The sequence below is a fragment of the Pseudomonas sp. ATCC 13867 genome (assembly GCF_000349845.1).
Lineage (GTDB): Bacteria > Pseudomonadota > Gammaproteobacteria > Pseudomonadales > Pseudomonadaceae > Pseudomonas.
This window is the reverse complement of the sequence record NC_020829.1, coordinates 377,504-397,933: the sequence shown is the minus strand read 5'-3', so window position 1 is coordinate 397,933 and position 20,430 is coordinate 377,504. Positions and strand designations below refer to the sequence as shown.

Sequence of the window (20,430 nt, the reverse complement as noted above, 5' to 3'; positions counted from 1 at the left end):
GAGTTATGCGGGTTCGCGAGCAAGCTCGCTCCTACGAAAAGCGCACCGACGCGACGCGTCAGATCGTCGCCAACGCCCTTGCCAGGTCGGTGCGCAGGTCCTCCACGTCTTCCACCCCCACCGACAGGCGAATCAGCGAATCGCCAATCCCCAGCGCCGCGCGATTCTCCGCCGGGATGCTGGCATGGGTCATGATCGCCGGGTGCTCGATCAGGCTTTCCACGCCACCCAGGCTTTCCGCCAGGGCGAACAACCGGACGTTCTCCAGGAAGCGCCGCGAGCCGGCCAGGTCGGTGTTCAGGTCCAGCGAGATCATCCCGCCGAAGCCCTTCATCTGCCGGCGCGCCAGCTCGTGCTGCGGATGCGAGGCCAGGCCGGGGTAATACACACGCTTCACCTGCGGCTGTTGCTCCAGCCACTTGGCCAGCTCCAGCGCATTGGCGCAGTGCCGCTCCATGCGCAGGGCGAGGGTCTTCACTCCGCGCAGGGTGAGGAAGGCATCGAACGGGCCGGCGATGGCGCCCACCGAGTTCTGCAGGAAGCCCAGGCGCTCGACGAGGTCGGGGTTGTCGCCGACGATGGCGATGCCGCCGATGACGTCGGAGTGGCCATTCAGGTACTTGGTGGTCGAATGCACGACGATGTCGAAGCCCAGGTCCAACGGGCGCTGCACGTAGGGGCTGGCGAAGGTGTTGTCGGCCACGCAGAGGATGCCGCGCTCGCGGCAGGTGCGGGCGATGGCGGCCAGGTCGGTCAGGCGCAGCAGCGGGTTGCTCGGGGTTTCCACCCAGACCATGCGCGTCTTGTCGGTCAGCGCCGCTTCCAGGGCGCCGGGCTGGGCCAGGTCGGCGAAGTGGAAGTCGTGCCCGGCGCTGCGCCGGCGCACCCGCTCGAACAGGCGGAAGGTGCCGCCGTAGAGGTCGTTGCCGGAGACGATGTGCGAGCCGGCGTCGAGCAGTTCCAGTACCGCCGAGATCGCCGCCAGCCCCGAGGCGAAGGCGAACGCCTTGCTGCCGCCCTCCAGGTCCGCCACGCAGCGCTCCAGCGCCCAGCGCGTGGGGTTGTGCGAGCGGCCGTAGTCGAGCCCCTTGTGCACGCCGGGGCTTTCCTGGCGGTAGGTGGAGTTGGCGTAGATCGGCGGCATGATCGCCCCGGTGGACGGGTCCGGCTCCTGCCCGGCGTGGATCACACGGGTGGCGAAACCGAGGCGGTCGTCGTGCTGGCTCATGGGAGGGTCCTCCGCAAATGGTTGAGCAAATCGAATCGGGTGATCAGACCGTGGAAGCCCGAGGCGTCGGCGATGATGGCGACCAGGCCGCGATCGAGCACGGCTTCCAGCTCGGCCAGGCTGGCACCGGGCGCCAGGGTTTCGGGCGCATCGCTCATGGCGCTGGCGACGTCGCTGCGGAAGTGGCTGGGATCGTCGTGCACGCCCAGCAGGATGTCCGACTCGTCGATCACGCCGACCAGGCGGTCGCCATCGAGCACCGGCAGTTGCGAGATATCGGCCAGGCGCATGCGCTGGAAGGCGGTGAGCAGGGTGTCGCCGGGACCGACGCTAACCACCCGGCCTTCCTCGAAGCGCCGCGCGATGATGTCGCGCAGGTCGCCGTAGCGCTTGCGCTGCAGCAGGCCCTGGTCGGTCATCCACTGGTCGTTGTAGATCTTCGACAGGTAGCGCGTGCCGGTGTCGCAGACCAGGCTGACCACGCGCTTGGGTTCCTTCTGCTCGCGGCAGAAGCGCAGCGCGGCGGCCAGCAGCGTGCCGGTGGACGAACCGGCGGCGATGCCTTCGTTGCGCAGCAGCTCGCGGGCGGTGGCGAAGCTCTCCTCGTCGCTGATCGAGTAGGCGTGGCGCACGCTGGAGAGGTCGGCAATCGACGGTACGAAGTCTTCGCCGATGCCCTCTACCGCCCAGGAGCCGGGCGTGCCGATGGCGCCGGAGCGCGAGTACTCGGCCATGATCGAGCCCACCGGGTCGGCCAGGACCATTTCCAGCTCGGGCTGGACCTTCTGGAAGAAGCGCGTGAGACCGGTCAGCGTACCGGCGGAGCCGACCCCGACCACCACGGCGTCGAGATCATGGCCGGTCTGCGCCCAGATTTCCGGGCCGGTGCCGGTCTCGTGGGCCAGCGGGTTGGCAGGGTTGTTGAACTGGTCGGCGAAGAAGGCATCGGGCAGGTCTTTCGCCAGCCGCGCGGCGACGTCCTGGTAATACTCGGGATGGCCCTTGCCGACGTCCGAGCGGGTGATGTGCACCTCGGCGCCCATCGCCCGCAGGTGCAGGACCTTCTCGGTGGACATCTTGTCCGGCACCACCAGCACCACCCGGTAGCCCTTGGCGCGCCCCACCAGCGCCAGGCCCAGGCCGGTGTTGCCGGCGGTGGCCTCGACGATCACCCCGCCGGGCTTGAGCCGGCCGTCGCGCTCGGCGGTTTCGATCATGGCGACGCCGATGCGGTCCTTGATGGAGCCGCCGGGGTTCTGTGATTCGAGCTTGAGGAACAGGGTGCAGGGTCCGGTATCGAAACGCGTGACGCGGACCAGGGGGGTATTGCCGATCAGGTCGAGTACGGCGGGGCGGGATTCGTTGCTCATGGCAGCCACTCCTTCGGGGCACCCCGGGGATCGCCCGGTGGCGCCTGCTACTGTCCTCCTGACCTTAGGCGGGCGGCACAGCTCGCGCCAGGCGGCGCGACGAAAGACGGCTGCTCTTGTAGGAGCGGGCCTGCTCGCGAAAAGACCTCGTGCCGTGCGGCTCGCGAGCAAGCTCGCTCCTACAAAAGACCGATCAGATCCGCTGCGGGCCGTTGCGCTCGGAGATCTGGCTGTTCAGCGTCCAGAAGTCGTACAGCACGCCCACCAGAAACAGGCCTCCGGTCAGCAGGTAGAGCAGGCCGGTGAGCCATTTGCCCATGTACATGCGGTGTACGCCGAACACGCCGAGGAAGGTCAGCAGAATCCAGGCGACGTTGTAGTCCACACCGCCGGCGCGGTAGCGCTGGTCCGCCGCATCGTCCATCGAGGGGATGAGGAACAGGTCGATGATCCAGCCGATGAAGAACAAGCCGAGGGTGAAGAACCAGATGGTGCCAGTGACCGGCCGGCCATAGTAGAAGCGGTGCGAACCGGTGAAGCCGAAGATCCACAGCAGGTAGCCGATGACCTTGCTGTGGGTGTCAGGGTTGGCGGACATGCCTGTCTCCCGTGTCGTTGCGATGCGCTCAGGATAAACGAAAAGCCCGCGCTAGGCGGGCTTCTCGAAGGAGGGTCAGCGGAAGCGGCGGTTCGGGTCGTCGTCGCTCATCTCCAGGGTCAGCCCCTGGGTCATGCTGGACAGGTGGTCGGCATCGGTTTCCGAGCCCAGCTTGATCATCAGGCGCAGGTCGTTCGCCGAGTCGGCGTAGGCCAGGGCGTCTTCGTAGGTGATCTCGCCCTGGCTGTAGAGTTGGTACAGCGCCTGGTCGAAGGTCTGCATGCCTTGCTCGGTGGAGCGCTTCATCAGCGGCTTGAGCTCGTGTACCTCGCCCTTGCGGATCAGGTCGGCGGCCAGCGGGGTGTTCAGCAATACCTCGATCACCGCGCGGCGGCCCTTGCCGTCCGGGGTCGGCACCAGTTGCTGGGCGACGATGGCCTTGAGGTTGAGCGAGAGGTCCATCCACACCTGGCCATGCCGGTCGGCCGGGAAGAAGTGGATGATCCGCTCCAGCGCCTGGTTGGCGTTGTTGGCGTGCAGGGTCGCCAGGCACAGGTGGCCGGTTTCGGCGAAGGCCACGGCGTGGTCCATGGTCTCGCGCGAGCGCACCTCGCCGATCATGATCACGTCCGGCGCCTGGCGCAGGGTGTTCTTCAGGGCCACTTCGAAGGTATCGGTATCCAGGCCCACCTCGCGCTGGGTGACGATGCAGCCCTGGTGCTGGTGGATGTACTCGATAGGGTCTTCGATGGAGATGATGTGGCCGGTGGAGTTCTTGTTGCGGTAGCCGATCATCGCCGCCAGCGAGGTGGACTTGCCGGTACCGGTGGCGCCGACGAAGATCACCAGGCCACGCTTGGTCATCGCCAGTTTCTTGAGGACTTCCGGCAGCTTGAGGTCTTCGATGGTCGGGATATTGGTCTCGATGCGGCGCAGCACCATGCCCACCAGGTTGCGCTGGTAGAAGGCGCTGACCCGGAAACGGCCGACGCCACGGGCGCTGATGGCGAAGTTGCACTCATGGTTCTCGGCGAACTCGCGGCGTTGCTGTTCGTTCATCACCGAGAGCACGGTTTCGCGGGTCTGCTCCGGCGACAGCGCGGTCTTGGTCACCGGCAACACCTTGCCGTTGACCTTCATCGACGGCGGCACGCCCGCCGTGATGAACAGGTCGGAGGCCCCCTTTTCCACCATCAGGCGCAACAGCTTCTCGAATTCCATGATCGTTCTCGCGCAGGTTCACGCTGACTGCGACAGTGCTGTCGAATCACGGAGCGAGTGCGTGTGGCGCGCTCCGTGCGCCGGGCCGCAGCGGCCCGGTGGGGTTAGAAGTTTTCCGGAATCTTGGCTTTTTCTTTCGCCGCATCGCGAGTGACCAGCCCCTTGGCGACCAGGCCCTTGAGGCACATGTCCAGGGTCTGCATGCCGATCGCGCCGCCGGTCTGGATGGCCGAGTACATCTGCGCGACCTTGTCCTCGCGGATCAGGTTACGGATCGCCGGGGTACCGATCATGATCTCGTGGGCCGCCACCCGACCGCCGCCGATCTTCTTCAGCAGGGTCTGGGAGATCACCGCCTGCAGCGATTCGGAGAGCATGGAGCGGACCATCGACTTCTCCTCGGCGGGGAACACGTCGACGATACGGTCGATGGTCTTGGCCGCGGAGGTGGTGTGCAGGGTGCCGAAGACCAGGTGGCCGGTTTCCGCGGCGGTCAGCGCCAGGCGGATGGTCTCCAGGTCACGCATCTCGCCCACCAGGATGATGTCCGGGTCCTCACGCAGGGCCGAGCGCAGCGCCTCGTTGAAGCCGAGGGTGTCGCGGTGCACTTCGCGCTGGTTGACCAGGCACTTCTTCGACTCATGGACGAATTCGATCGGGTCTTCGACAGTGAGAATGTGGCTGTACTTGGTGTTGTTCAGGTAGTCGAGCATCGCCGCCAGCGAAGTGGACTTGCCCGAGCCGGTCGGGCCGGTCACCAGCACCAGGCCGCGTGGCACGTCTGAAACACGTTTGAACACTTCTCCCATCCCCAGGTCCTCCATCGTGAGTACCTTGGAGGGAATGGTCCGGAACACGGCGCCGGCGCCACGGTTCTGGTTGAAGGCGTTGACCCGGAAACGGGCGACCCCGGGGACTTCGAAGGAAAAGTCGGTTTCCAGAAATTCTTCGAAATCCTTGCGCTGCTTGTCGTTCATGATGTCATAGATCAGCGCATGGACCTGCTTGTGCTCCAGGGGCGGCAGGTTGATCCGGCGAACATCACCGTCGACGCGGATCATCGGCGGCAGACCGGCCGAGAGGTGCAGGTCCGAAGCGCCCTGCTTGGCGCTGAAGGCGAGCAACTCGGTAATATCCATGGGACTCCCCAATCAAGAGCAAGCAGGTAGAATGCCGCAGAACTCGCAGCAGCCGGGCGGAAAAGCGCAGGTAATGTCCACGATAGCAGAGAATATTGCAAAGGTTCGCGTACGAATCCGTGAGGCGGAACAAGCGAAAAATCGCACGCCAGATTCGGTGCAGTTGCTGGCCGTCAGCAAGACCAAACCCGCCGCCGACATCCGCGAGGCGTTCGCCTGCGGCTTGGCCGATTTCGGCGAGAACTACTTGCAGGAAGCCCTGGCCAAGCAGGCCGAGCTGGCGGACCTGGCGCTGACCTGGCATTTCATTGGCCCGATCCAGTCGAACAAGACCCGCCCCATCGCCGAACATTTCCAGTGGGTGCACTCGGTGGACCGCCTGAAGGTCGCCCAGCGCCTGTCCGAACAGCGTCCGGCGAACCTGCCGCCGCTGAACGTGCTGCTGCAGGTGAACGTCAGCGGCGAGGACAGCAAGTCCGGCTGCTCCCCCGAGGAGTTGCCCGCCCTCGCCCAGGCGGTGGCGCAACTGCCCCACTTGAAACTGCGCGGCCTGATGACCATACCAGAGCCAACCGAAGACGTTGCCGCGCAGCATGCCGCGTTCGCCCGCCTGCGCGAGCTGATGCACGCCCTGAACCTCGGCCTGGACACCCTGTCAATGGGCATGAGCCACGATCTCGAAGCCGCCATCGACGAAGGCGCCACCTGGGTGCGGATCGGTACCGCCCTGTTCGGCGCCCGCGACTACGGCACCTCGCACTGAATAAAGGAAGAGACTCCATGAGCAACACCCACATTGCCTTCATCGGCGCCGGCAACATGGCCGCCAGTCTCATCGGCGGCCTGCGCGCCAAGGGCGTCGCCGCGGGGGACATCCGCGCCAGCGATCCGGGCGCCGAGCAGCGCGCGAAGATCGCCGCCGAGCACGGCATCGACGTGGTCGGCGACAACGCCAGCGCCGTGGCCGGCGCCGACGTGGTGGTCCTGGCGGTCAAGCCGCAGGTCATGAAGGACGTCTGCCAGGCCCTGGCCCCGGCGCTGTCGGGCAACGCCCTGATCGTCTCGATCGCCGCCGGCATCCCCTGCGCCAGTCTGGAACGCTGGCTGGGCGCGGTGAACGGCCAGCCGCGCGCCATCGTCCGCTGCATGCCCAACACCCCGGCCCTGGTCGGTCTGGGCGCCAGCGGCCTGTATGCCAACGCCAGCGTCAGCGCCGCCCAGCGCGAGCAGGCCGAGAAGCTGCTGAGCGCCGTGGGCATCGCCCTGTGGCTGGACGCGGAAAAGCAGATCGACGCGGTCACCGCCGTTTCCGGCAGCGGCCCGGCCTACTTCTTCCTTCTTATGGAAGCCATGACCGCCGCCGGCGAGAAACTAGGCCTGTCCCGCAACGTCGCCGGCCAGCTGGCCCGCCAGACCGCTCTGGGCGCCGCGCAGATGGCCACCGCCAGCGATGTCGATCCGGCCGAGCTGCGCCGCCGCGTGACCTCGCCCAACGGCACCACCGAAGCTGCCATCACCACTTTCCAGGCCAACGGTTTCGAAGCGCTGGTGGAGAAGGCGGTAGGCGCCGCCGACCATCGCTCCGCCGAGCTGGCCGAACAACTGGGTCAATGACGAGGAGCCCTCAATGACCGGTCTTTCCACCGCTGCCATCTATGTCCTCCAGACGCTCGGCAGCCTGTACCTGCTGATCGTCCTGCTGCGCTTCATCCTGCAACTGGTGCGCGCCGACTTCTACAACCCGCTCAGCCAGTTCATCGTGCGCGCCACCAAGCCGCTGCTGAACCCGCTGCGCCGCATCATCCCCGGCTTCGGCGGCGTCGACTTCGCCTCGCTGGTGCTGGCCATCCTGGTCCAGCTGCTGCTGATGGTCGTCACCCTGACCCTGATGGGCTACGGCGTCGGCGGCTACATCCTGCAACTGCTGGTGTGGTCGGTGATCGCAGTGACCTCGCTGTTCCTCAAGGTATTCTTCTTCGCCCTGATCATCAGCGTGATCCTCTCCTGGGTCGCCCCGGGCAGCTACAACCCCGGCGCCCAACTGGTGAACCAGATCTGCGAGCCGTTCCTGGCACCTTTCCGCAAGCTGCTGCCGAACCTCGGCGGGCTGGATATCTCGCCGATCTTCGCGTTCATCGCGCTGAAACTGATCGACATGCTGGTGATCGGCAACCTGGCAGCCATGACCGGAATGCCGCAGATCCTCAGCCCGTTCATGTGAGTCAGGCGTGTCCTTCTACCGCTGGGACGGCGAGGACCTGATCCTCGATTGCCACCTGCAACCCAAGGCGAGCCGCGACGAGTTCGCCGGGTTGCACGGTGAGCGCCTGAAAATCCGCCTCACCGCGCCGCCGGTGGAAGGCAAGGCCAACGCCCATCTGCTGGCATTCCTCGGCAAGGCCTTCGGCGTGCCGAAAAGCCAGGTGCAGCTGGTCAGCGGCGAGCTGAACCGGCAGAAGCGCGTGCGCATCCCACGGCCAACGAAGCTCCCGGCGGAGCTGGGGATTACCGCTCGGTAGCCTTGGCCGACCTTACGCGCGGTATTGTGATGAAGGCCAATTGACGCTATTGCGCGCCGTCGCATAATCCACGGCATTCATCCCCGCGCAGGATGCGCCAGCCTAAGGAACGCCTGAATGAGCATGGAACGTCTCAGTCAGCAGATCGATGCCTACGTCACCTGGAAACGGGAGCTGGTCCGGGAGATCACCCGTTATCGCAGCCTGCTGGAGCGCTGCCGGCTGAACACGCCGGACATCGAGAGCCGTCTCGAACGCACCCTGCACCTGCTGCGCGTCGATCACATCACCCTGGCCTTCGTCGGCGAGTATTCGCGCGGCAAGACCGAGCTGATCAACAGCCTGTTCTTCTCCGGCTACGGCCGGCGCATGCTGCCCTCCCAGGCCGGGCGCACCACCATGTGTCCCACCGAACTGTTCTTCGACCCACGCTCGGAGCGACCCTACATCCGCCTGTTGCCGATCGAAACCCGCATGGCCGACGCCAGCGTCGCGCAGTTCAAGCGCATCCCCCGGCACTGGGTGAACATTCCGCTGGATACATCCGACCCGGCCAACATGGCCCTAGCCTTCGCCCAAGTCGCCAAGACCAAGCCGCTGCCGGTGGAACAGGCGATCCAGCTGGGCTTCCACCCGGACATGCTGGAAACCACCGACAAGCCCGGCATGGTGCTGGTACCGGCCTGGCGCCACGCACTGGTCAACTTCGACCACCCGCTGCTGCGCCAGGGTCTGCGCATCCTCGACACCCCCGGCCTGAATGCGCTGGGCAGCGAGCCCGAGCTGACCCTGTCGATGCTGCCCGCCGCCCAGTCGATCCTCTTCCTGCTGGCCGCGGACACCGGCGTCACCGCCTCCGACATGGCGATCTGGCAGAACCACATCCGCCAGTTGGGCGAAGACAGCCACACCACGCTCTACGCGGTGCTGAACAAGATCGACGTGCTGTGGGACGACCTGGCCGGCGAGAACTTCGTGCAGAACGCCATCCGCCAGATCCAGGCCGCTACCGCGCGTCAGTTGGGCATCGGCCATGACGACGTGCTGCCGCTGTCGGCCAAGCAGGCGCTCCTGGCCAAGGTGCGCGGCGACCGCGAACTGCTGGCTCGCAGCCAGATGGAAAGCCTCGAGGACCTGCTCTGCGAGCGCATCGTCATGCAGAAGGAACGCCTGCTCGAAGACGCCGTGCTCGGCCAGGTGCTGTCGCTGGTGCACAACACCCAGCACACCCTGCGCGTGCGCCTGGAAAAGGTGAAGGAGCAGCACGCCCTGCTCGACAGCCAGCAGCACGACAGCGGCCAACTGCTGTTCGAGCTGACCGCCAAGACCAAGGAAGACCACAGCCAGCATCACAAGCGCCTGCTCAACCTGAAGACCAACCAGCGCCTGCTGCGCCATCAGGGGGAACAGTTGCGCGAAGCCCTGCGCGCCGAGCGCCTGGAGCAGCACCTGAAGAAGGTGCGCGAAAAGCTCCGGGGCAGTTGGACCACCGTGGGCATCAACCAGGCGATCCTGCAGTTCTTCCGCACCGTACAGGGCGACCTGATCGGCCTGCACCACGAGGCGCAGGCCGCCAACCGCATGGTCGAGGCGATCTACCAGCGACACAACCAGGAGAACCCGCTCAACGCCCTGGACGCCCCGCAGTTCCGCGTCGATCGCTACCTGCGCGAACTGACCAAGCTGCAGGACAAGGCCGACCGCTTCCGCCTGCACCTGAAAACCCTGCTGACCGAACAGCGCGCCCTCACCCGGCGCTTCTTCGCCACCGTGGCCCAGGAAGTCATCGGCCTGCACCAGCGCCTGCGTGCGGAAGCCGAGCAATGGGCCGCCGATGCCCTGATGCCGCTGATGCAGTACAGCCTGGAACACAAGCAACTGCTGGAAACCCACATGCTGCGGCTCAAGGGGCTGGCCCAGGAAACCCAGCAGGCGCGCCAGCGCTCGCTGCTGCTGGGGCGTTACACCGACGAGCTGGAAAAACAGCTCGCCGACGCCTCCGACATCCATCGCCAACTCCGCCGCCCCTCGCCTCTGCAGCGCCAGGCCAAGGTCGTCACCCTGCCCGGCTCGCAACGCGCCTGAACCCCGCCCCAGCGCTTGCCGCTAGGGGCGGCGCTCTTTAGACTGGCCCTCCTTTTTATTCTTGAGCTGGGTCGATGCCTACAGTCTTCCCCGAAGATTCCGTCGGTCTGGTCTCTCCCCAGACGCTGCAGTTCAGCGAGCCGCTGCCCTTGGCCTGTGGCAAGACACTGCCCGAATACCAACTGGTGATCGAGACCTACGGCGAGCTGAACGCCACGGCGAGCAACGCCGTGCTGATCTGCCATGCGCTGTCCGGCCACCACCACGCCGCCGGCTACCACAGCAGCGAAGAGCGCAAGCCGGGCTGGTGGGACAGCTGCATCGGTCCGGGCAAGCCCATCGACACCCGCAAGTTCTTCGTCGTCGCACTGAACAACCTGGGCGGCTGCAACGGCTCCACCGGGCCGACCAGCCTCAACCCGGCCACCGGCAAGAGCTATGGCGCGGATTTCCCGGTGGTCACCGTGGAAGACTGGGTCAACAGCCAGGCACGCCTGGCCGACCGCCTCGGCATCCAGAGCTGGGCCGCCATCGTTGGCGGCAGCCTGGGCGGCATGCAGGCCCTGCAGTGGACCATCAGCTACCCCGAGCGCGTGCGCCACTGCCTGTGCATCGCCAGCGCGCCCAAGTTGTCGGCACAGAACATCGCCTTCAACGAAGTGGCGCGCCAGGCGATCCTCTCGGACCCCGAGTTCTTCGACGGCCACTTCCAGGAACACGACGTGATTCCCCGCCGCGGCCTGCGCCTGGCGCGGATGGTCGGGCACATCACCTATCTCTCCGATGATGCGATGGGCGCCAAGTTCGGCCGCGACATGAAGTCGGAGAAGCTCAACTACGACCTGCACAGCGTCGAGTTCCAGGTGGAAAGCTACCTGCGCTACCAGGGCGAGGAGTTCTCCACCCGTTTCGACGCCAACACCTACCTGCTGATGACCAAGGCGCTGGACTACTTCGACCCCGCAGCCTCCTGCGGTGACGACCTGGCGCAGACCCTGGCCGGGGTGAAGGCGGATTTCTGCCTGATGTCCTTCACCACCGACTGGCGCTTCTCCCCGGCGCGCTCGCGGGAAATCGTCGACGCCCTGCTGGCGGCGAAGAAGAACGTCAGCTACCTGGAAATCGACGCACCGCAAGGCCACGACGCCTTCCTGATGCCGATTCCACGCTACCTGCAAGCCTTCAGCGGTTACATGAACCGCATCAGCGTATAAGAAGGAACGCCATGCGCGCCGACCTGGACATCATCCAAGACTGGATCCCCGCCGGCAGCCAGGTACTCGACCTGGGCTGCGGCGACGGCGAGTTGCTCGCCTGGCTGCGCGACCACAAGCAGGTCAGCGGCTACGGCCTGGAAATCGACGCCGACAAGATCGCCACCTGCATCGAGCGTGGCGTCAACGTCATCGAACAGGACCTGGACAAGGGCCTGGGCAACTTCGCCAGCAACAGTTTCGACGTGGTGGTGATGACCCAATCCCTGCAAGCCCTGCGCTACCCGGACAAGGTGCTGGCGGAAATGCTGCGAGTGGGCAAGACCTGCATCATCACCTTCCCCAACTTCGGCCACTGGCGCTGCCGCTGGTACCTCGCGCGCAACGGTCGCATGCCGGTGTCGGACTTCCTTCCGTACACTTGGTACAACACGCCGAACATCCACTTCTGCACCTTCGGCGACTTCGAAGCCTTGTGCCAGGACCTGCACGTGAAGGTTCTCGACCGTCTGGCGGTAGACCGCGAGCACCAGCATGGCTGGGCCTCGCGAGTTTGGCCTAATCTGTTGGGTGAGATCGGCATCTACCGGGTCAGCGGCCCTGGCGTGCAGGACCATCGCATCGCCATCTGATCGACCCCAGGAGAACTATCATGCGCCGCCTGCTTACCTTCATCGCCTGCCTGGCTCTCGCCCTGCCCGCCGTCGCCGAACAGGTCAAGCGCCTGGGTGACCTCCAGGTCCACTACAGCGTGTTCAACTCCAGCTTCCTCCAGCCCAAGGTCGCCTCGGCCGTAGGCGTGGTGCGCAGCAAGGCCCAGGGCGTGGTCAACATCGTGCCGCTGGACAGCAACGGCAAACCAGCCAACGCCACCGTCGCCGGCAGCGCCAAGAACCTGATGGGCCAGACCATCCCCCTGACCTTCAAGCGCGTGGTCGAGGAAGGCGCCGTCTATAACCTCGCGCAGTTCCCCATCGAGGGCCGCGAAACCCTGACCTTCACCATCCAGGTCCAGTCCGGAGGCGAAGCGCCGCAGAGCTTCGACTTCATGCAGGAAATCTTTCCCGACGAATGATCAAGCTCGAACAACTGGTGCTGGCCAGTCACAACGCCGGCAAACTCAAGGAACTCCAGGCCATGCTCGGCGCCCACGTGAAGGTGCGCTCGATCGGCGAGTTCAGTGATGTAGAGCCGGAAGAAACCGGCCTGTCCTTCGTCGAGAACGCCATCCTCAAGGCCCGCAACGCCGCGCGCATCTCCGGCCTGCCGGCGCTGGCCGACGATTCGGGCCTGGCGGTGGACTACCTTGGCGGCGCGCCGGGCATCTATTCCGCGCGCTACGCCGACGGCCAGGGCGATGCGGCCAACAACGCCAAGTTGCTGGACGCCCTGAAGGACGTACCGGATGCAGAGCGCGGCGCCCAGTTCGTCAGCGTGCTGGCCCTGGTCCGCCACGCCGACGACCCGCTGCCGATCCTCTGTGAAGGCCTCTGGCACGGCAGCATTCTGCGCGAAGCCCGTGGCGAGCACGGCTTCGGCTACGACCCGCTGTTCTGGGTGCCGGAAGCCGAGTGCTCCAGTGCCGAACTGCCACCCCAGCAGAAGAACCAGCTCAGCCACCGCGCCCGCGCGATGGCCCTGCTGAAGCAGCGGCTGGGTCTATGAGCCAGGCAGGAAGCCACGGGCTCGACGCAGGGCCGGTGGCTTCCGGCTTCCGCCTGCCACCGCTGTCCGCGTACGTCCACATTCCCTGGTGCGTGCGCAAATGCCCCTATTGCGACTTCAACTCCCATGCCGCCGGCCCGGAGCTGCCCGAGGACGCCTACGTCGAGGCGCTGCTGGCTGACCTGGCGGCCGATCATGGCTACGTGCACGGTCGCAAGCTGACCTCGATCTTCTTCGGCGGCGGTACGCCCAGCCTGTTCTCCGCCCAGGCGCTGGGCCGTATCCTCGAAGGTCTGGAACGCCAGGTCGGCTTCGAGGACGACATCGAGATCACCCTGGAAGCCAACCCCGGCACCTTCGAGCAGGCCAAGTTCGCCGACTACCGAAAGCTGGGCATCAACCGGCTGTCCATCGGCATCCAGAGCTTCCAGGCCGAGAAGCTCAAGGCCCTGGGTCGTATCCATGACGGCGACGAAGCGGTACGCGCCGCCGAAATGGCCCGTCGCGCCGGTTTCGACAACTTCAACCTGGACCTGATGCACGGCCTGCCCGAGCAGAGCGTCGCCGATGCGCTGAGCGATCTGCGTCAGGCTATAGCACTCGCGCCGACGCACCTGTCCTGGTACCAACTGACCATGGAGCCGAACACGGTGTTCTGGAGCCAGCCGCCGGAGCTGCCCGAGGACGACCAGTTGTGGGAAATCCAGGAAGCCGGCCAGGCGCTGCTCGCCGAGGCGGGCTACCTCCAGTACGAAACCTCGGCCTATGCCCGGAACGGCCAGCGCGCACGGCACAACCTGAACTACTGGACCTTCGGCGACTTCCTCGGCATCGGCGCCGGCGCCCACGCCAAGCTGAGCACCCCGCAAGGCCGCATCCTGCGCACCTGGAAGACTCGCCTGCCGAAGGACTACCTGAACCCGGAAAAACCCTTCCAGGCCGGCGAACGCGACCTTGAGCCGGACGACCTGCCCTTCGAGTTCATGATGAACGCCCTGCGCCTGACCGACGGCGTCCCCGCCGCCCTCTTCACCGAGCGCACCGGCCTGCCGCTGGCGGCCATCGCCGACGCCTGCCGGCAAGCCCGCGCCGACGGCCTGCTGAGCGACGATCCGCAGCGTCTGGCCCCCACCGAGCGCGGCCAGCTGTTCCTCAACGACCTGCTGCAGCGCTTCCTGCCCTGAGCCCATGCCGCCACTACAGGCCGGGCGACGACAGCGTTGCCCGGCGTGTACACTCCCCGGCGACTCTGAATCCCAAGGAGCCCCAATGGACTTCGCGCTCGACCTGATTGCCAACGTCTCCCGCTGGTGCCGTGGCCACCTGTCCGACATCGCCCTGGCGATCATGGCCACCGTGCTGGTGCTGTTCGGCCCGGCGATCAACGCCTGGGTACAGCAGCGCATCGGCAGCCTGAACTTCGTCTTCCGTACCCTGCTGTTCGTGCTGATCTGCGCCGTGGGCTACGGCCTGGCGATGGTCTTCGTCACCCCGTGGCTGGCCAAGGGCCTGGATTACTTCAACAACTACACCCTGGCGCCCGTCCTGCTGCTAGTGTTCTTCGTGATTGGCATGATCGCCGACCGCAGTTGACCTGCGTGCCTCCGGCGGTTGGCCACCAACCACCGCCGGAGGACACATGAAACCGATCAAGCATCTCTACCTGCATTTCGCCGATGGCCAGCGCCTGGCGCTGCGCTTCCCACAGCAGAGCGACGATCCCACCGAGGTGGCCCGCGGCATCCGCAAACAGATGGAGTCGCCGGTCATCAGCATCGAGGTGGATGGCGACCTGCTGATCATTCCGCGTGCCAGCATCAAGTACCTGCAGATCAGTCCGGCGCCGATGCGCATGCCGGAAACCACGGTTCTTGGCGCCGAGTTGATCGAGTGACGCAGACTGCTTTCGTAGGAGCGAGCTTGCTCGCGAAAGAGTCATCCGGCGGCACCGACGTTGAGGCTGTTCGCGAACAAGGACTGGGCGTCCCCCTCGATCCTGCAGGTTTGCCCAGCCACGTCGCACGGATGGACAAAGGCCGCCTCGCGGCGGCCTCTGTTCGACTCAGTTGCCCTCGCGGCGCAACGCCAGCGGGGTGAAGTCGCGCGGCCCCAGCGAGGCGTTGAAGTCGTACATCGGCTCGTTGTTGTCCAGGCCATCGACGAAGTAACGCGCGCCCTCGAAGTCGTACAGCGCTTCCAGGGTGCTGAGCACCATCGGCACGTCGTAGTAGTTGATCGGATGCACTTCCTGGGCACGGATCAGCTTGCCGTCCTGGTTGTAGATGTCCGTGGCGAGGATCTGCCAGCTGTCTTCGTCCAGGTAGAAGCGGCGCTTGGCGAACGGATGGCTCATGCCCTTGCGCAGGGTCGCCTCAACCACCCAGACGCGGTGCGGTTCGTAGCGCAGCAGCGCGGGGTTGAGGGTTTTGGTGCGCAGGATGTCGGCGTAGGGAATGCCCTTCTGGTGCACCGCGTAGCTGTTGTAGGGCACCAGCATCTCGCGCTTGCCCAGCAGTTGCCACTCGTAGTGGTCCGGGGCGCCGTTGTAGACGTCCACGGTGTCGGCGGTGGCCAGGCCGTTGGTGTCCGGCTGCAGGCTGTCGTAGGCCAGGGTCGGCAGGCGGCGCACGCGGCGTTCGCCCCGGTTGAAGCGCCAGGCCTTGCGGATCGACAGCACCTGGTCGAGGGTTTCCTGCACCACCAGCGCGGAACCGGCCAGCTTGGCCGGGGCGACCACGTTGTACTTGTAGTAGAACAGGGTGTTGTTCAGGTCCTGCGGGGTCATGCCCTCGCGACCGTAGTTGAAGTACACGTAGCGGTCGAGCTTGAGCAGGTTGTAGCTGCCGTTGGCAAGCACGGCGGCCTGGTTGGTCACCAGGTGAATCTGCTCGCCGCGGTAGCGCATGATGTGGTTCCAGATCGCTTCCAGGCCGCTCTTCGGAATCGGGAACGGCACGCCGGCGGCGGCGCCCTGCACACCGTTGCCGTCGGCGATCAGCTCGGCGTTCTCGGCGTTGAAGCGGGTGGCGTCGTAGATGCGCTGGGGCAGCGCGGCGCTGCGGCGGCTGGGGAACACGCGCAGGTAGTAGTCCGGGTTCTCCTGCAGCAGCGCCTGGGTACCCGGCGTGAGCAGCGCCTGGTACTGCGCCAGGTTCTGGCTGTCGACCTTGTACTGCACGGTGTCGGCGGCATACGGATCGACATGGTGGGTACCGGGCTGGTAGCCGGCCGGCGGGGTGGTGATGCCACCGTTCCAGGCCGGGATGGTGCCGCTGGCGTTGCCGGCTCTCTGCGCCCCCATCGGCGTCAGGTCGCCGCCCAGTCGCGCCGCTTCGGCGGGATCGACTTTCGCCTGCGTCGGCAGGGCCCATACCCCCGCCATCAGCAGTACAGCAAGTTTCTTCAACACAGCAAACTCCTTTGCGGCGGACTCCTGTCCGCCACTCTTATTTTCTTCGGCGGCGAACGCCGCTCTTGTCAGGAGGTGAGGCTGGCCTTCCCGGCCGCCGGGTGGTCCCGGTCTATTCGGTGTTCATCCATGAAAAAGGCCTGCTTGGCAGGCCTTCGGGCAGTTCAGTCGACACGTTCGAACTTGAGGTCCCAGACGCCATGACCCAGGCGCTCGCCACGGCGCTCGAACTTGGTCACCGGACGCTCGTCCGGACGCGGTACGTAGGTATTATCCGCCGAAAGGTTGCGGTAGCCGGGTGCGGCATTCATCACTTCCAGCATCTGCTCGGCATAGTTTTCCCAGTCGGTGGCCATGTGCAGCACGCCGCCGACCTTCAGCTTCTGCCGCACCAGCTCGGCCCAGGCCGGCTGCACGATACGACGCTTGTGGTGACGCGACTTGTGCCACGGGTCCGGGAAGAACAACAGCAGGCGGTCGAGGCTGGCGTCGGCCACGCAGTCGCGCAGCACTTCCAGGGCGTCGCAGCTGTAGACGCGGATATTGGTCAGGTCCTGGGTGAGCATGCCGTTGAGCAGTGCGCCGACGCCCGGACGGTGCACTTCCACGCCGATGAAGTCCTGGTCCGGCGCAGCGGCGGCCATTTCCAGGGTCGCGTGGCCCATGCCGAAACCGATCTCGAAGGTGCGCTGCGCCTGGCGCCCGAACACCTGGTCGAAGTCCCGCAGGCCGTCGGCCAGTTCCAGGCCGTACTTCGGCCAGCCCTGCTCGAGGCCGCGCTGCTGGCCGAGGGTGGTGCGCCCGGCGCGCATCACGAAGCTCTTGATGGTGCGCATCGGCCGGTTATCGCCGTCGGGCTGGTTTTCGGGCTGATTCTCGGGAATGTCACTCATGACTCGAACCTTGCGGGTAAATGCACACGCGGGCCGGTCACCAGAGGCAAACCGGCCCGCGCGCTGGGGTGGAAATACTTAGTTGATGAGGCCGGTCATCGGCGACGACGCGCTGGCATACAGCTTGCGCGGCATGCGGCCGGCCAGGTAGGCCAGGCGGCCGGCGACGATGGCGTGCTTCATGGCTTCGGCCATCATCACCGGATTCTGCGCGTGGGCGATGGCGGTGTTCATCAGCACGGCCTCGCAGCCCAGCTCCATCGCGATGGTGGCGTCGGAGGCGGTGCCCACGCCGGCATCCACCAGCACCGGAACGCTGGCTTCTTCGAGGATGATGCGCAGGTTGTACGGGTTGCAGATACCCAGGCCCGAACCGATCAGGCCGGCCAGCGGCATCACCGCGATGCAGCCGATCTCGGCCAGCTGGCGTGCGATGATCGGGTCGTCGCTGGTGTACACCATGACGTCGAAGCCGTCCTTGACCAGCACTTCGGCGGCCTTGAGGGTTTCGACGACGTTGGGGAAGAGGGTCTTCTGGTCGGCCAGGACTTCCAGCTTGACCAGGTTGTGACCATCGAGCAACTCGCGGGCCAGGCGGCAGGTGCGCACGGCCTCGACGGCGTCGTAGCAGCCGGCGGTGTTCGGCAGGATGGTGTAGCGATCCGGCGGGATCACGTCCAGCAGGTTCGGTTCGCCCGGGTTCTGGCCGATGTTGGTGCGGCGCACCGCCACGGTGACGATCTCGGCCCCCGAGGCCTCGATGGCGACGCGGGTTTCTTCGAGGTCCTTGTACTTGCCGGTGCCGACCAGCAGGCGCGAACTGTAGGTGCGGCCAGCCAGGGTGAAGGGTTTGTCGACCGGCAGATTGGAGTTGGGTTGGCTCATCGGATCACTCCTGAAGGAAAGGCGGGCGGGGCCTGAAAGTCTGGGTGGCGGCCGCTAGCCGCCACCGATGGCATGCACCACTTCCACCTGGTCGCCTTCGCTCAGGGCGGTGGCGGCGTGCTGGCTGCGCGGCACGATGTCCTGATTGAGCTCGACCGCAACACGCTTGCCGGTGAGGTCGAGACGCTCGAGCAGGTTGGCGACGGTGTGGCCGTCGGGCAGCTCGAAAGATTCGCCGTTCAACTGAATACGCATGGGCGGGACGGTCGTTGCTGGAGGGGTCGGCATTCTAGCCCGATCGCGCCGGATGACCAAGGTACCGGAGCGTCGCACTCGGGCTTTTCTGACATCCGGGTCAGCCCAGCCGCACGGCTGCGGCCAGCAGCAGAGCCCAGCCGACGAGGAAGAACAGGCCGCCGATCGGCGTGATGATGCCTACGCCGAGGCCTGCCAGGGTCAGCAGGTAGAGGCTGCCGGAGAACAGCAGGATGCCGATGACGAAGGCCCAGCCGGCCCATTTCACCAGCGCGCCGCCGACCTGCACCGAGAGCAGCGCCACGCCCAGCAAGGCCAGAGCATGCAACATCTGGTAGTGCACGCCGGTCTGGAACACCGCCAGGTACTCCGGAGTGAGACGGTTTTTCAGGCCGTGGGCGGCGAAAGCGCCGAGCGCCACGCCGGTGAAGCCGAAAAAGGCGGCAAGCATGAGGAAGATACGCAGCATGCGAAAACTCCAGGCAGATGAGTGCCGCTATAATGGCCCGCTCATCCGCCCAGGCAAAGCTCAGCCAGTCCACCATGCGCAACCTGTTCCGCCGTCTGTTCAAGTTCGCCCTCTGGTTCGCTGCCGGCAGCGTGGCGCTGGTCATCGTCCTGCGCTGGGTACCGCCGCCGGGCAGCATGCTGATGGTGGAGCGCAAGATCGAGTCCTGGTTCGACGGCAAACCGATCGATCTGCAGCGCAGCTGGCGCTCCTGGGACGAATTGCCGGAAGACCTGAAGATCGCGGTGATCGCCGGCGAGGACCAGAAATTCGCCGAACACCACGGCTTCGACCTGCCGGCGATCCAGAAGGCCCTGGCCCACAACGAACACGGCGGCAGCGTGCGCGGTGCCAGCACCATCAGCCAGCAGGTGGCGAAGAACGTCTTCCTCTGGTCTGGCCGCAGTTGGGTGCGCAAAGGCTTCGAGGCCTGGTTCACCCTGCTGATCGAAACCTTCTGGCCCAAGCAGCGGATTCTCGAGGTCTACCTGAACAGCGTGGAGTGGGATTCCGGGGTCTTCGGCGCCCAGGCCGCCGCGCGCCACCACTTCGGCGTCGACGCCCAGCGCCTGTCGCGCCAGCAGGCCAGCCTGCTCGCCGCCGTGCTGCCCAACCCGCGCAAATGGAGCGCCAGCCGTCCCGGCGCCTACGTGCGCCAGCGCGCCGCCTGGATCCGCCAGCAGATGTGGCAGTTGGGCGGTAACGACTACCTCAACCGGCTGTAGCGCCGCCCCACCGCTCCAGAACGCCTCCTGAACAAGAAGCTCAGTGCGGCCCGGTCTTCTCGAACGTGGTGCGCGGGACCACGCGCAGCCATTGCAGCAGGCCATCCTTGTGCAGCAGCGTCAGGCCCCGCTCGGGGTAGACCCAGGCTTCGCCGCCATCGGTCTGCAAGCGCAGCTTCGGATCACCCAGGCTGACCGCCAGACGGCCAACGGCCAGCTCCTCCTGCGGCGCCAGCGCCAGATCGGCGACCGGCTTGCTCTCCAATTGGCGCATCAGCTCGGCACTCAATGGCTGATCCTTGCTGCCGGGCTGCATGCCGGTGGCCTTGGCCAGGCTGGCATGCTCCGTCGGGCTCAGCGCCAGCTCCGCCTCGACGTGCCAGAGTCCTTCGTCGGCCTGCAACTTGCCGCGATAGTGCAACTGCGGCCCGTCCTGGCTGGCGGTCAGCCAGAGCTCGCCCGGCAATTGGGCCTGGAGCTCGCTCAACGTCAGGCGCTCATCGGCCAACGGCTCGAAGACCTTTTCCTTCCACTCGCCGAACCACTGCGGCGGCTTGGGCGGCGCCGCGGTGCGGGCGACCCAGGAACCCAGGGCGAACGCCAGCGCGGCGATGACGAGGAAGAACATCCCGTGGATGGGGCGAAGGCGCGGCATGGAGCTCTCCGGTTGCGCGGGCAGAAAAAAACCGCACCTGGGTGCGGTTCTCGGACTCGCC

General features: G+C 66.0%; 24 protein-coding genes. 13 read left to right on the top strand and 11 right to left on the bottom strand.

Annotation, left to right across the window (positions count from 1 at the left end; genetic code table 11):
- Positions 1-58: 58 nt before the first annotated feature.
- From H681_RS01815 to pilT, 5 genes are all read right to left on the bottom strand, one after another.
- Entirely contained in the window at positions 59-1,228 is a 1,170-nt protein-coding gene (locus H681_RS01815; protein ID WP_015475134.1) for a trans-sulfuration enzyme family protein, read from the bottom strand.
- The gene (locus tag H681_RS01810) at positions 1,225-2,598 is read right to left on the bottom strand and encodes a pyridoxal-phosphate dependent enzyme (RefSeq protein WP_015475133.1); all 1,374 of its coding nucleotides are present in this window, start codon (positions 2,596-2,598) and stop codon (positions 1,225-1,227) included. The genes H681_RS01815 and H681_RS01810 overlap by 4 nt, the downstream gene beginning before the upstream one ends.
- A 193-nt stretch (positions 2,599-2,791) precedes the next feature.
- Positions 2,792-3,196, bottom strand: a complete 405-nt coding sequence (locus H681_RS01805; RefSeq protein ID WP_015475132.1) for an NINE protein — start codon at positions 3,194-3,196, stop codon at positions 2,792-2,794.
- A 75-nt stretch (positions 3,197-3,271) separates the two neighbouring features.
- Complete coding sequence (gene pilU / locus H681_RS01800; protein ID WP_015475131.1) at positions 3,272-4,417, bottom strand: type IV pilus ATPase PilU; 1,146 nt, start codon at positions 4,415-4,417, stop codon at positions 3,272-3,274.
- Between the two features lie 104 nt (positions 4,418-4,521).
- Positions 4,522-5,556 carry a type IV pilus twitching motility protein PilT gene (gene pilT / locus H681_RS01795; RefSeq protein WP_015475130.1) on the bottom strand — a complete coding sequence of 345 codons (1,035 nt, stop codon included), beginning with the start codon at positions 5,554-5,556 and terminating at the stop codon, positions 4,522-4,524.
- 73 nt (positions 5,557-5,629) lie between these two features.
- Between pilT and H681_RS01790 the strand changes: the two genes are divergently transcribed.
- From H681_RS01790 to H681_RS01735, 12 genes are all read left to right on the top strand, one after another.
- Complete coding sequence (locus H681_RS01790) at positions 5,630-6,319, top strand: YggS family pyridoxal phosphate-dependent enzyme (protein ID WP_015475129.1); 690 nt, start codon at positions 5,630-5,632, stop codon at positions 6,317-6,319.
- Between the two features lie 17 nt (positions 6,320-6,336).
- Complete coding sequence (gene proC / locus H681_RS01785; protein ID WP_015475128.1) at positions 6,337-7,170, top strand: pyrroline-5-carboxylate reductase; 834 nt, start codon at positions 6,337-6,339, stop codon at positions 7,168-7,170.
- 13 nt (positions 7,171-7,183) lie between these two features.
- Positions 7,184-7,777, top strand: coding sequence for a YggT family protein (locus H681_RS01780; protein ID WP_015475127.1), 594 nt, complete (start codon positions 7,184-7,186; stop codon positions 7,775-7,777).
- Positions 7,778-7,784: 7 nt separating this feature from the next.
- Positions 7,785-8,075, top strand: coding sequence for a DUF167 domain-containing protein (locus tag H681_RS01775; protein WP_015475126.1), 291 nt, complete (start codon positions 7,785-7,787; stop codon positions 8,073-8,075).
- Positions 8,076-8,192: 117 nt separating this feature from the next.
- Complete coding sequence (locus tag H681_RS01770) at positions 8,193-10,160, top strand: dynamin-like GTPase family protein (RefSeq protein ID WP_015475125.1); 1,968 nt, start codon at positions 8,193-8,195, stop codon at positions 10,158-10,160.
- 74 nt (positions 10,161-10,234) lie between these two features.
- Positions 10,235-11,374, top strand: a complete 1,140-nt coding sequence (metX, locus tag H681_RS01765) for a homoserine O-succinyltransferase MetX (protein WP_015475124.1) — start codon at positions 10,235-10,237, stop codon at positions 11,372-11,374.
- A gap of 11 nt (positions 11,375-11,385) precedes the next feature.
- Positions 11,386-12,006 (top strand): methionine biosynthesis protein MetW, encoded by a 621-nt coding sequence (gene metW / locus H681_RS01760; protein ID WP_015475123.1) that lies wholly within the window; start codon positions 11,386-11,388, stop codon positions 12,004-12,006.
- Between the two features lie 20 nt (positions 12,007-12,026).
- Complete coding sequence (locus H681_RS01755) at positions 12,027-12,449, top strand: DUF4426 domain-containing protein (protein ID WP_015475122.1); 423 nt, start codon at positions 12,027-12,029, stop codon at positions 12,447-12,449.
- A complete protein-coding gene (gene rdgB, locus H681_RS01750; RefSeq protein ID WP_015475121.1) occupies positions 12,446-13,039 on the top strand; it encodes an RdgB/HAM1 family non-canonical purine NTP pyrophosphatase in 594 nt (197 codons plus the stop codon). The genes H681_RS01755 and rdgB overlap by 4 nt, the downstream gene beginning before the upstream one ends.
- Complete coding sequence (hemW, locus tag H681_RS01745; protein WP_015475120.1) at positions 13,036-14,223, top strand: radical SAM family heme chaperone HemW; 1,188 nt, start codon at positions 13,036-13,038, stop codon at positions 14,221-14,223. Before rdgB ends, hemW begins: the two co-directional genes overlap by 4 nt.
- An 85-nt stretch (positions 14,224-14,308) precedes the next feature.
- Positions 14,309-14,632 carry a DUF3392 domain-containing protein gene (locus H681_RS01740; protein ID WP_015475119.1) on the top strand — a complete coding sequence of 108 codons (324 nt, stop codon included), beginning with the start codon at positions 14,309-14,311 and terminating at the stop codon, positions 14,630-14,632.
- Between the two features lie 46 nt (positions 14,633-14,678).
- Positions 14,679-14,933: a hypothetical protein gene (locus H681_RS01735; RefSeq protein ID WP_015475118.1), complete on the top strand. Its 255-nt coding sequence runs from the start codon at positions 14,679-14,681 to the stop codon at positions 14,931-14,933.
- Positions 14,934-15,101: 168 nt separating this feature from the next.
- On the opposite strand, the gene H681_RS01730 is transcribed toward H681_RS01735, so the two are convergent.
- The 5 genes from H681_RS01730 to H681_RS01710 form a co-directional block, all read right to left on the bottom strand.
- On the bottom strand, positions 15,102-16,448 hold the full coding sequence (locus H681_RS01730) for a DUF1329 domain-containing protein (RefSeq protein WP_041711672.1): 1,347 nt from the start codon (positions 16,446-16,448) through the stop codon (positions 15,102-15,104).
- A 164-nt stretch (positions 16,449-16,612) separates the two neighbouring features.
- Complete coding sequence (gene trmB, locus H681_RS01725) at positions 16,613-17,284, bottom strand: tRNA (guanosine(46)-N7)-methyltransferase TrmB (RefSeq protein ID WP_236620523.1); 672 nt, start codon at positions 17,282-17,284, stop codon at positions 16,613-16,615.
- A 135-nt stretch (positions 17,285-17,419) separates the two neighbouring features.
- Positions 17,420-18,226, bottom strand: a complete 807-nt coding sequence (locus tag H681_RS01720) for a thiazole synthase (RefSeq protein ID WP_015475115.1) — start codon at positions 18,224-18,226, stop codon at positions 17,420-17,422.
- Between the two features lie 54 nt (positions 18,227-18,280).
- A complete protein-coding gene (thiS, locus tag H681_RS01715) occupies positions 18,281-18,481 on the bottom strand; it encodes a sulfur carrier protein ThiS (protein ID WP_015475114.1) in 201 nt (66 codons plus the stop codon).
- 100 nt (positions 18,482-18,581) lie between these two features.
- Positions 18,582-18,950 (bottom strand): DUF423 domain-containing protein, encoded by a 369-nt coding sequence (locus H681_RS01710; RefSeq protein WP_015475113.1) that lies wholly within the window; start codon positions 18,948-18,950, stop codon positions 18,582-18,584.
- A 32-nt stretch (positions 18,951-18,982) separates the two neighbouring features.
- Between H681_RS01710 and mtgA the strand changes: the two genes are divergently transcribed.
- Positions 18,983-19,714: a monofunctional biosynthetic peptidoglycan transglycosylase gene (gene mtgA, locus H681_RS01705; protein ID WP_015475112.1), complete on the top strand. Its 732-nt coding sequence runs from the start codon at positions 18,983-18,985 to the stop codon at positions 19,712-19,714.
- A gap of 40 nt (positions 19,715-19,754) precedes the next feature.
- Here mtgA and H681_RS01700 read toward each other — a convergent pair whose 3' ends face one another.
- Positions 19,755-20,369 (bottom strand): hypothetical protein, encoded by a 615-nt coding sequence (locus H681_RS01700; RefSeq protein ID WP_015475111.1) that lies wholly within the window; start codon positions 20,367-20,369, stop codon positions 19,755-19,757.
- Positions 20,370-20,430 lie beyond the last annotated feature (61 nt).

Excerpts from the sequence above, each read along its gene's own strand:
- H681_RS01755 (WP_015475122.1), top strand. The coding sequence starts at position 12,027 with ATGCGCCGCCTGCTTACCTTCATCGCCTGCCTGGCTCTCGCCCTGCCC.
- H681_RS01735 (WP_015475118.1), top strand. The coding sequence starts at position 14,679 with ATGAAACCGATCAAGCATCTCTACCTGCATTTCGCCGATGGCCAGCGC.
- proC (WP_015475128.1), top strand. The coding sequence starts at position 6,337 with ATGAGCAACACCCACATTGCCTTCATCGGCGCCGGCAACATGGCCGCC.
- rdgB (WP_015475121.1), top strand. The coding sequence starts at position 12,446 with ATGATCAAGCTCGAACAACTGGTGCTGGCCAGTCACAACGCCGGCAAA.
- thiS (WP_015475114.1), bottom strand. The coding sequence starts at position 18,481 with ATGCGTATTCAGTTGAACGGCGAATCTTTCGAGCTGCCCGACGGCCAC.
- mtgA (WP_015475112.1), top strand. The coding sequence starts at position 18,983 with ATGGCCCGCTCATCCGCCCAGGCAAAGCTCAGCCAGTCCACCATGCGC.
- H681_RS01805 (WP_015475132.1), bottom strand. The coding sequence starts at position 3,196 with ATGTCCGCCAACCCTGACACCCACAGCAAGGTCATCGGCTACCTGCTG.
- hemW (WP_015475120.1), top strand. The coding sequence starts at position 13,036 with ATGAGCCAGGCAGGAAGCCACGGGCTCGACGCAGGGCCGGTGGCTTCC.
- H681_RS01770 (WP_015475125.1), top strand. The coding sequence starts at position 8,193 with ATGAGCATGGAACGTCTCAGTCAGCAGATCGATGCCTACGTCACCTGG.
- pilT (WP_015475130.1), bottom strand. The coding sequence starts at position 5,556 with ATGGATATTACCGAGTTGCTCGCCTTCAGCGCCAAGCAGGGCGCTTCG.
- H681_RS01810 (WP_015475133.1), bottom strand. The coding sequence starts at position 2,598 with ATGAGCAACGAATCCCGCCCCGCCGTACTCGACCTGATCGGCAATACC.
- pilU (WP_015475131.1), bottom strand. The coding sequence starts at position 4,417 with ATGGAATTCGAGAAGCTGTTGCGCCTGATGGTGGAAAAGGGGGCCTCC.
- H681_RS01740 (WP_015475119.1), top strand. The coding sequence starts at position 14,309 with ATGGACTTCGCGCTCGACCTGATTGCCAACGTCTCCCGCTGGTGCCGT.
- H681_RS01780 (WP_015475127.1), top strand. The coding sequence starts at position 7,184 with ATGACCGGTCTTTCCACCGCTGCCATCTATGTCCTCCAGACGCTCGGC.
- H681_RS01790 (WP_015475129.1), top strand. The coding sequence starts at position 5,630 with ATGTCCACGATAGCAGAGAATATTGCAAAGGTTCGCGTACGAATCCGT.
- H681_RS01710 (WP_015475113.1), bottom strand. The coding sequence starts at position 18,950 with ATGCTGCGTATCTTCCTCATGCTTGCCGCCTTTTTCGGCTTCACCGGC.
- H681_RS01720 (WP_015475115.1), bottom strand. The coding sequence starts at position 18,226 with ATGAGCCAACCCAACTCCAATCTGCCGGTCGACAAACCCTTCACCCTG.
- metW (WP_015475123.1), top strand. The coding sequence starts at position 11,386 with ATGCGCGCCGACCTGGACATCATCCAAGACTGGATCCCCGCCGGCAGC.
- H681_RS01815 (WP_015475134.1), bottom strand. The coding sequence starts at position 1,228 with ATGAGCCAGCACGACGACCGCCTCGGTTTCGCCACCCGTGTGATCCAC.
- trmB (WP_236620523.1), bottom strand. The coding sequence starts at position 17,284 with ATGCGCACCATCAAGAGCTTCGTGATGCGCGCCGGGCGCACCACCCTC.
- metX (WP_015475124.1), top strand. The coding sequence starts at position 10,235 with ATGCCTACAGTCTTCCCCGAAGATTCCGTCGGTCTGGTCTCTCCCCAG.
- H681_RS01700 (WP_015475111.1), bottom strand. The coding sequence starts at position 20,369 with ATGCCGCGCCTTCGCCCCATCCACGGGATGTTCTTCCTCGTCATCGCC.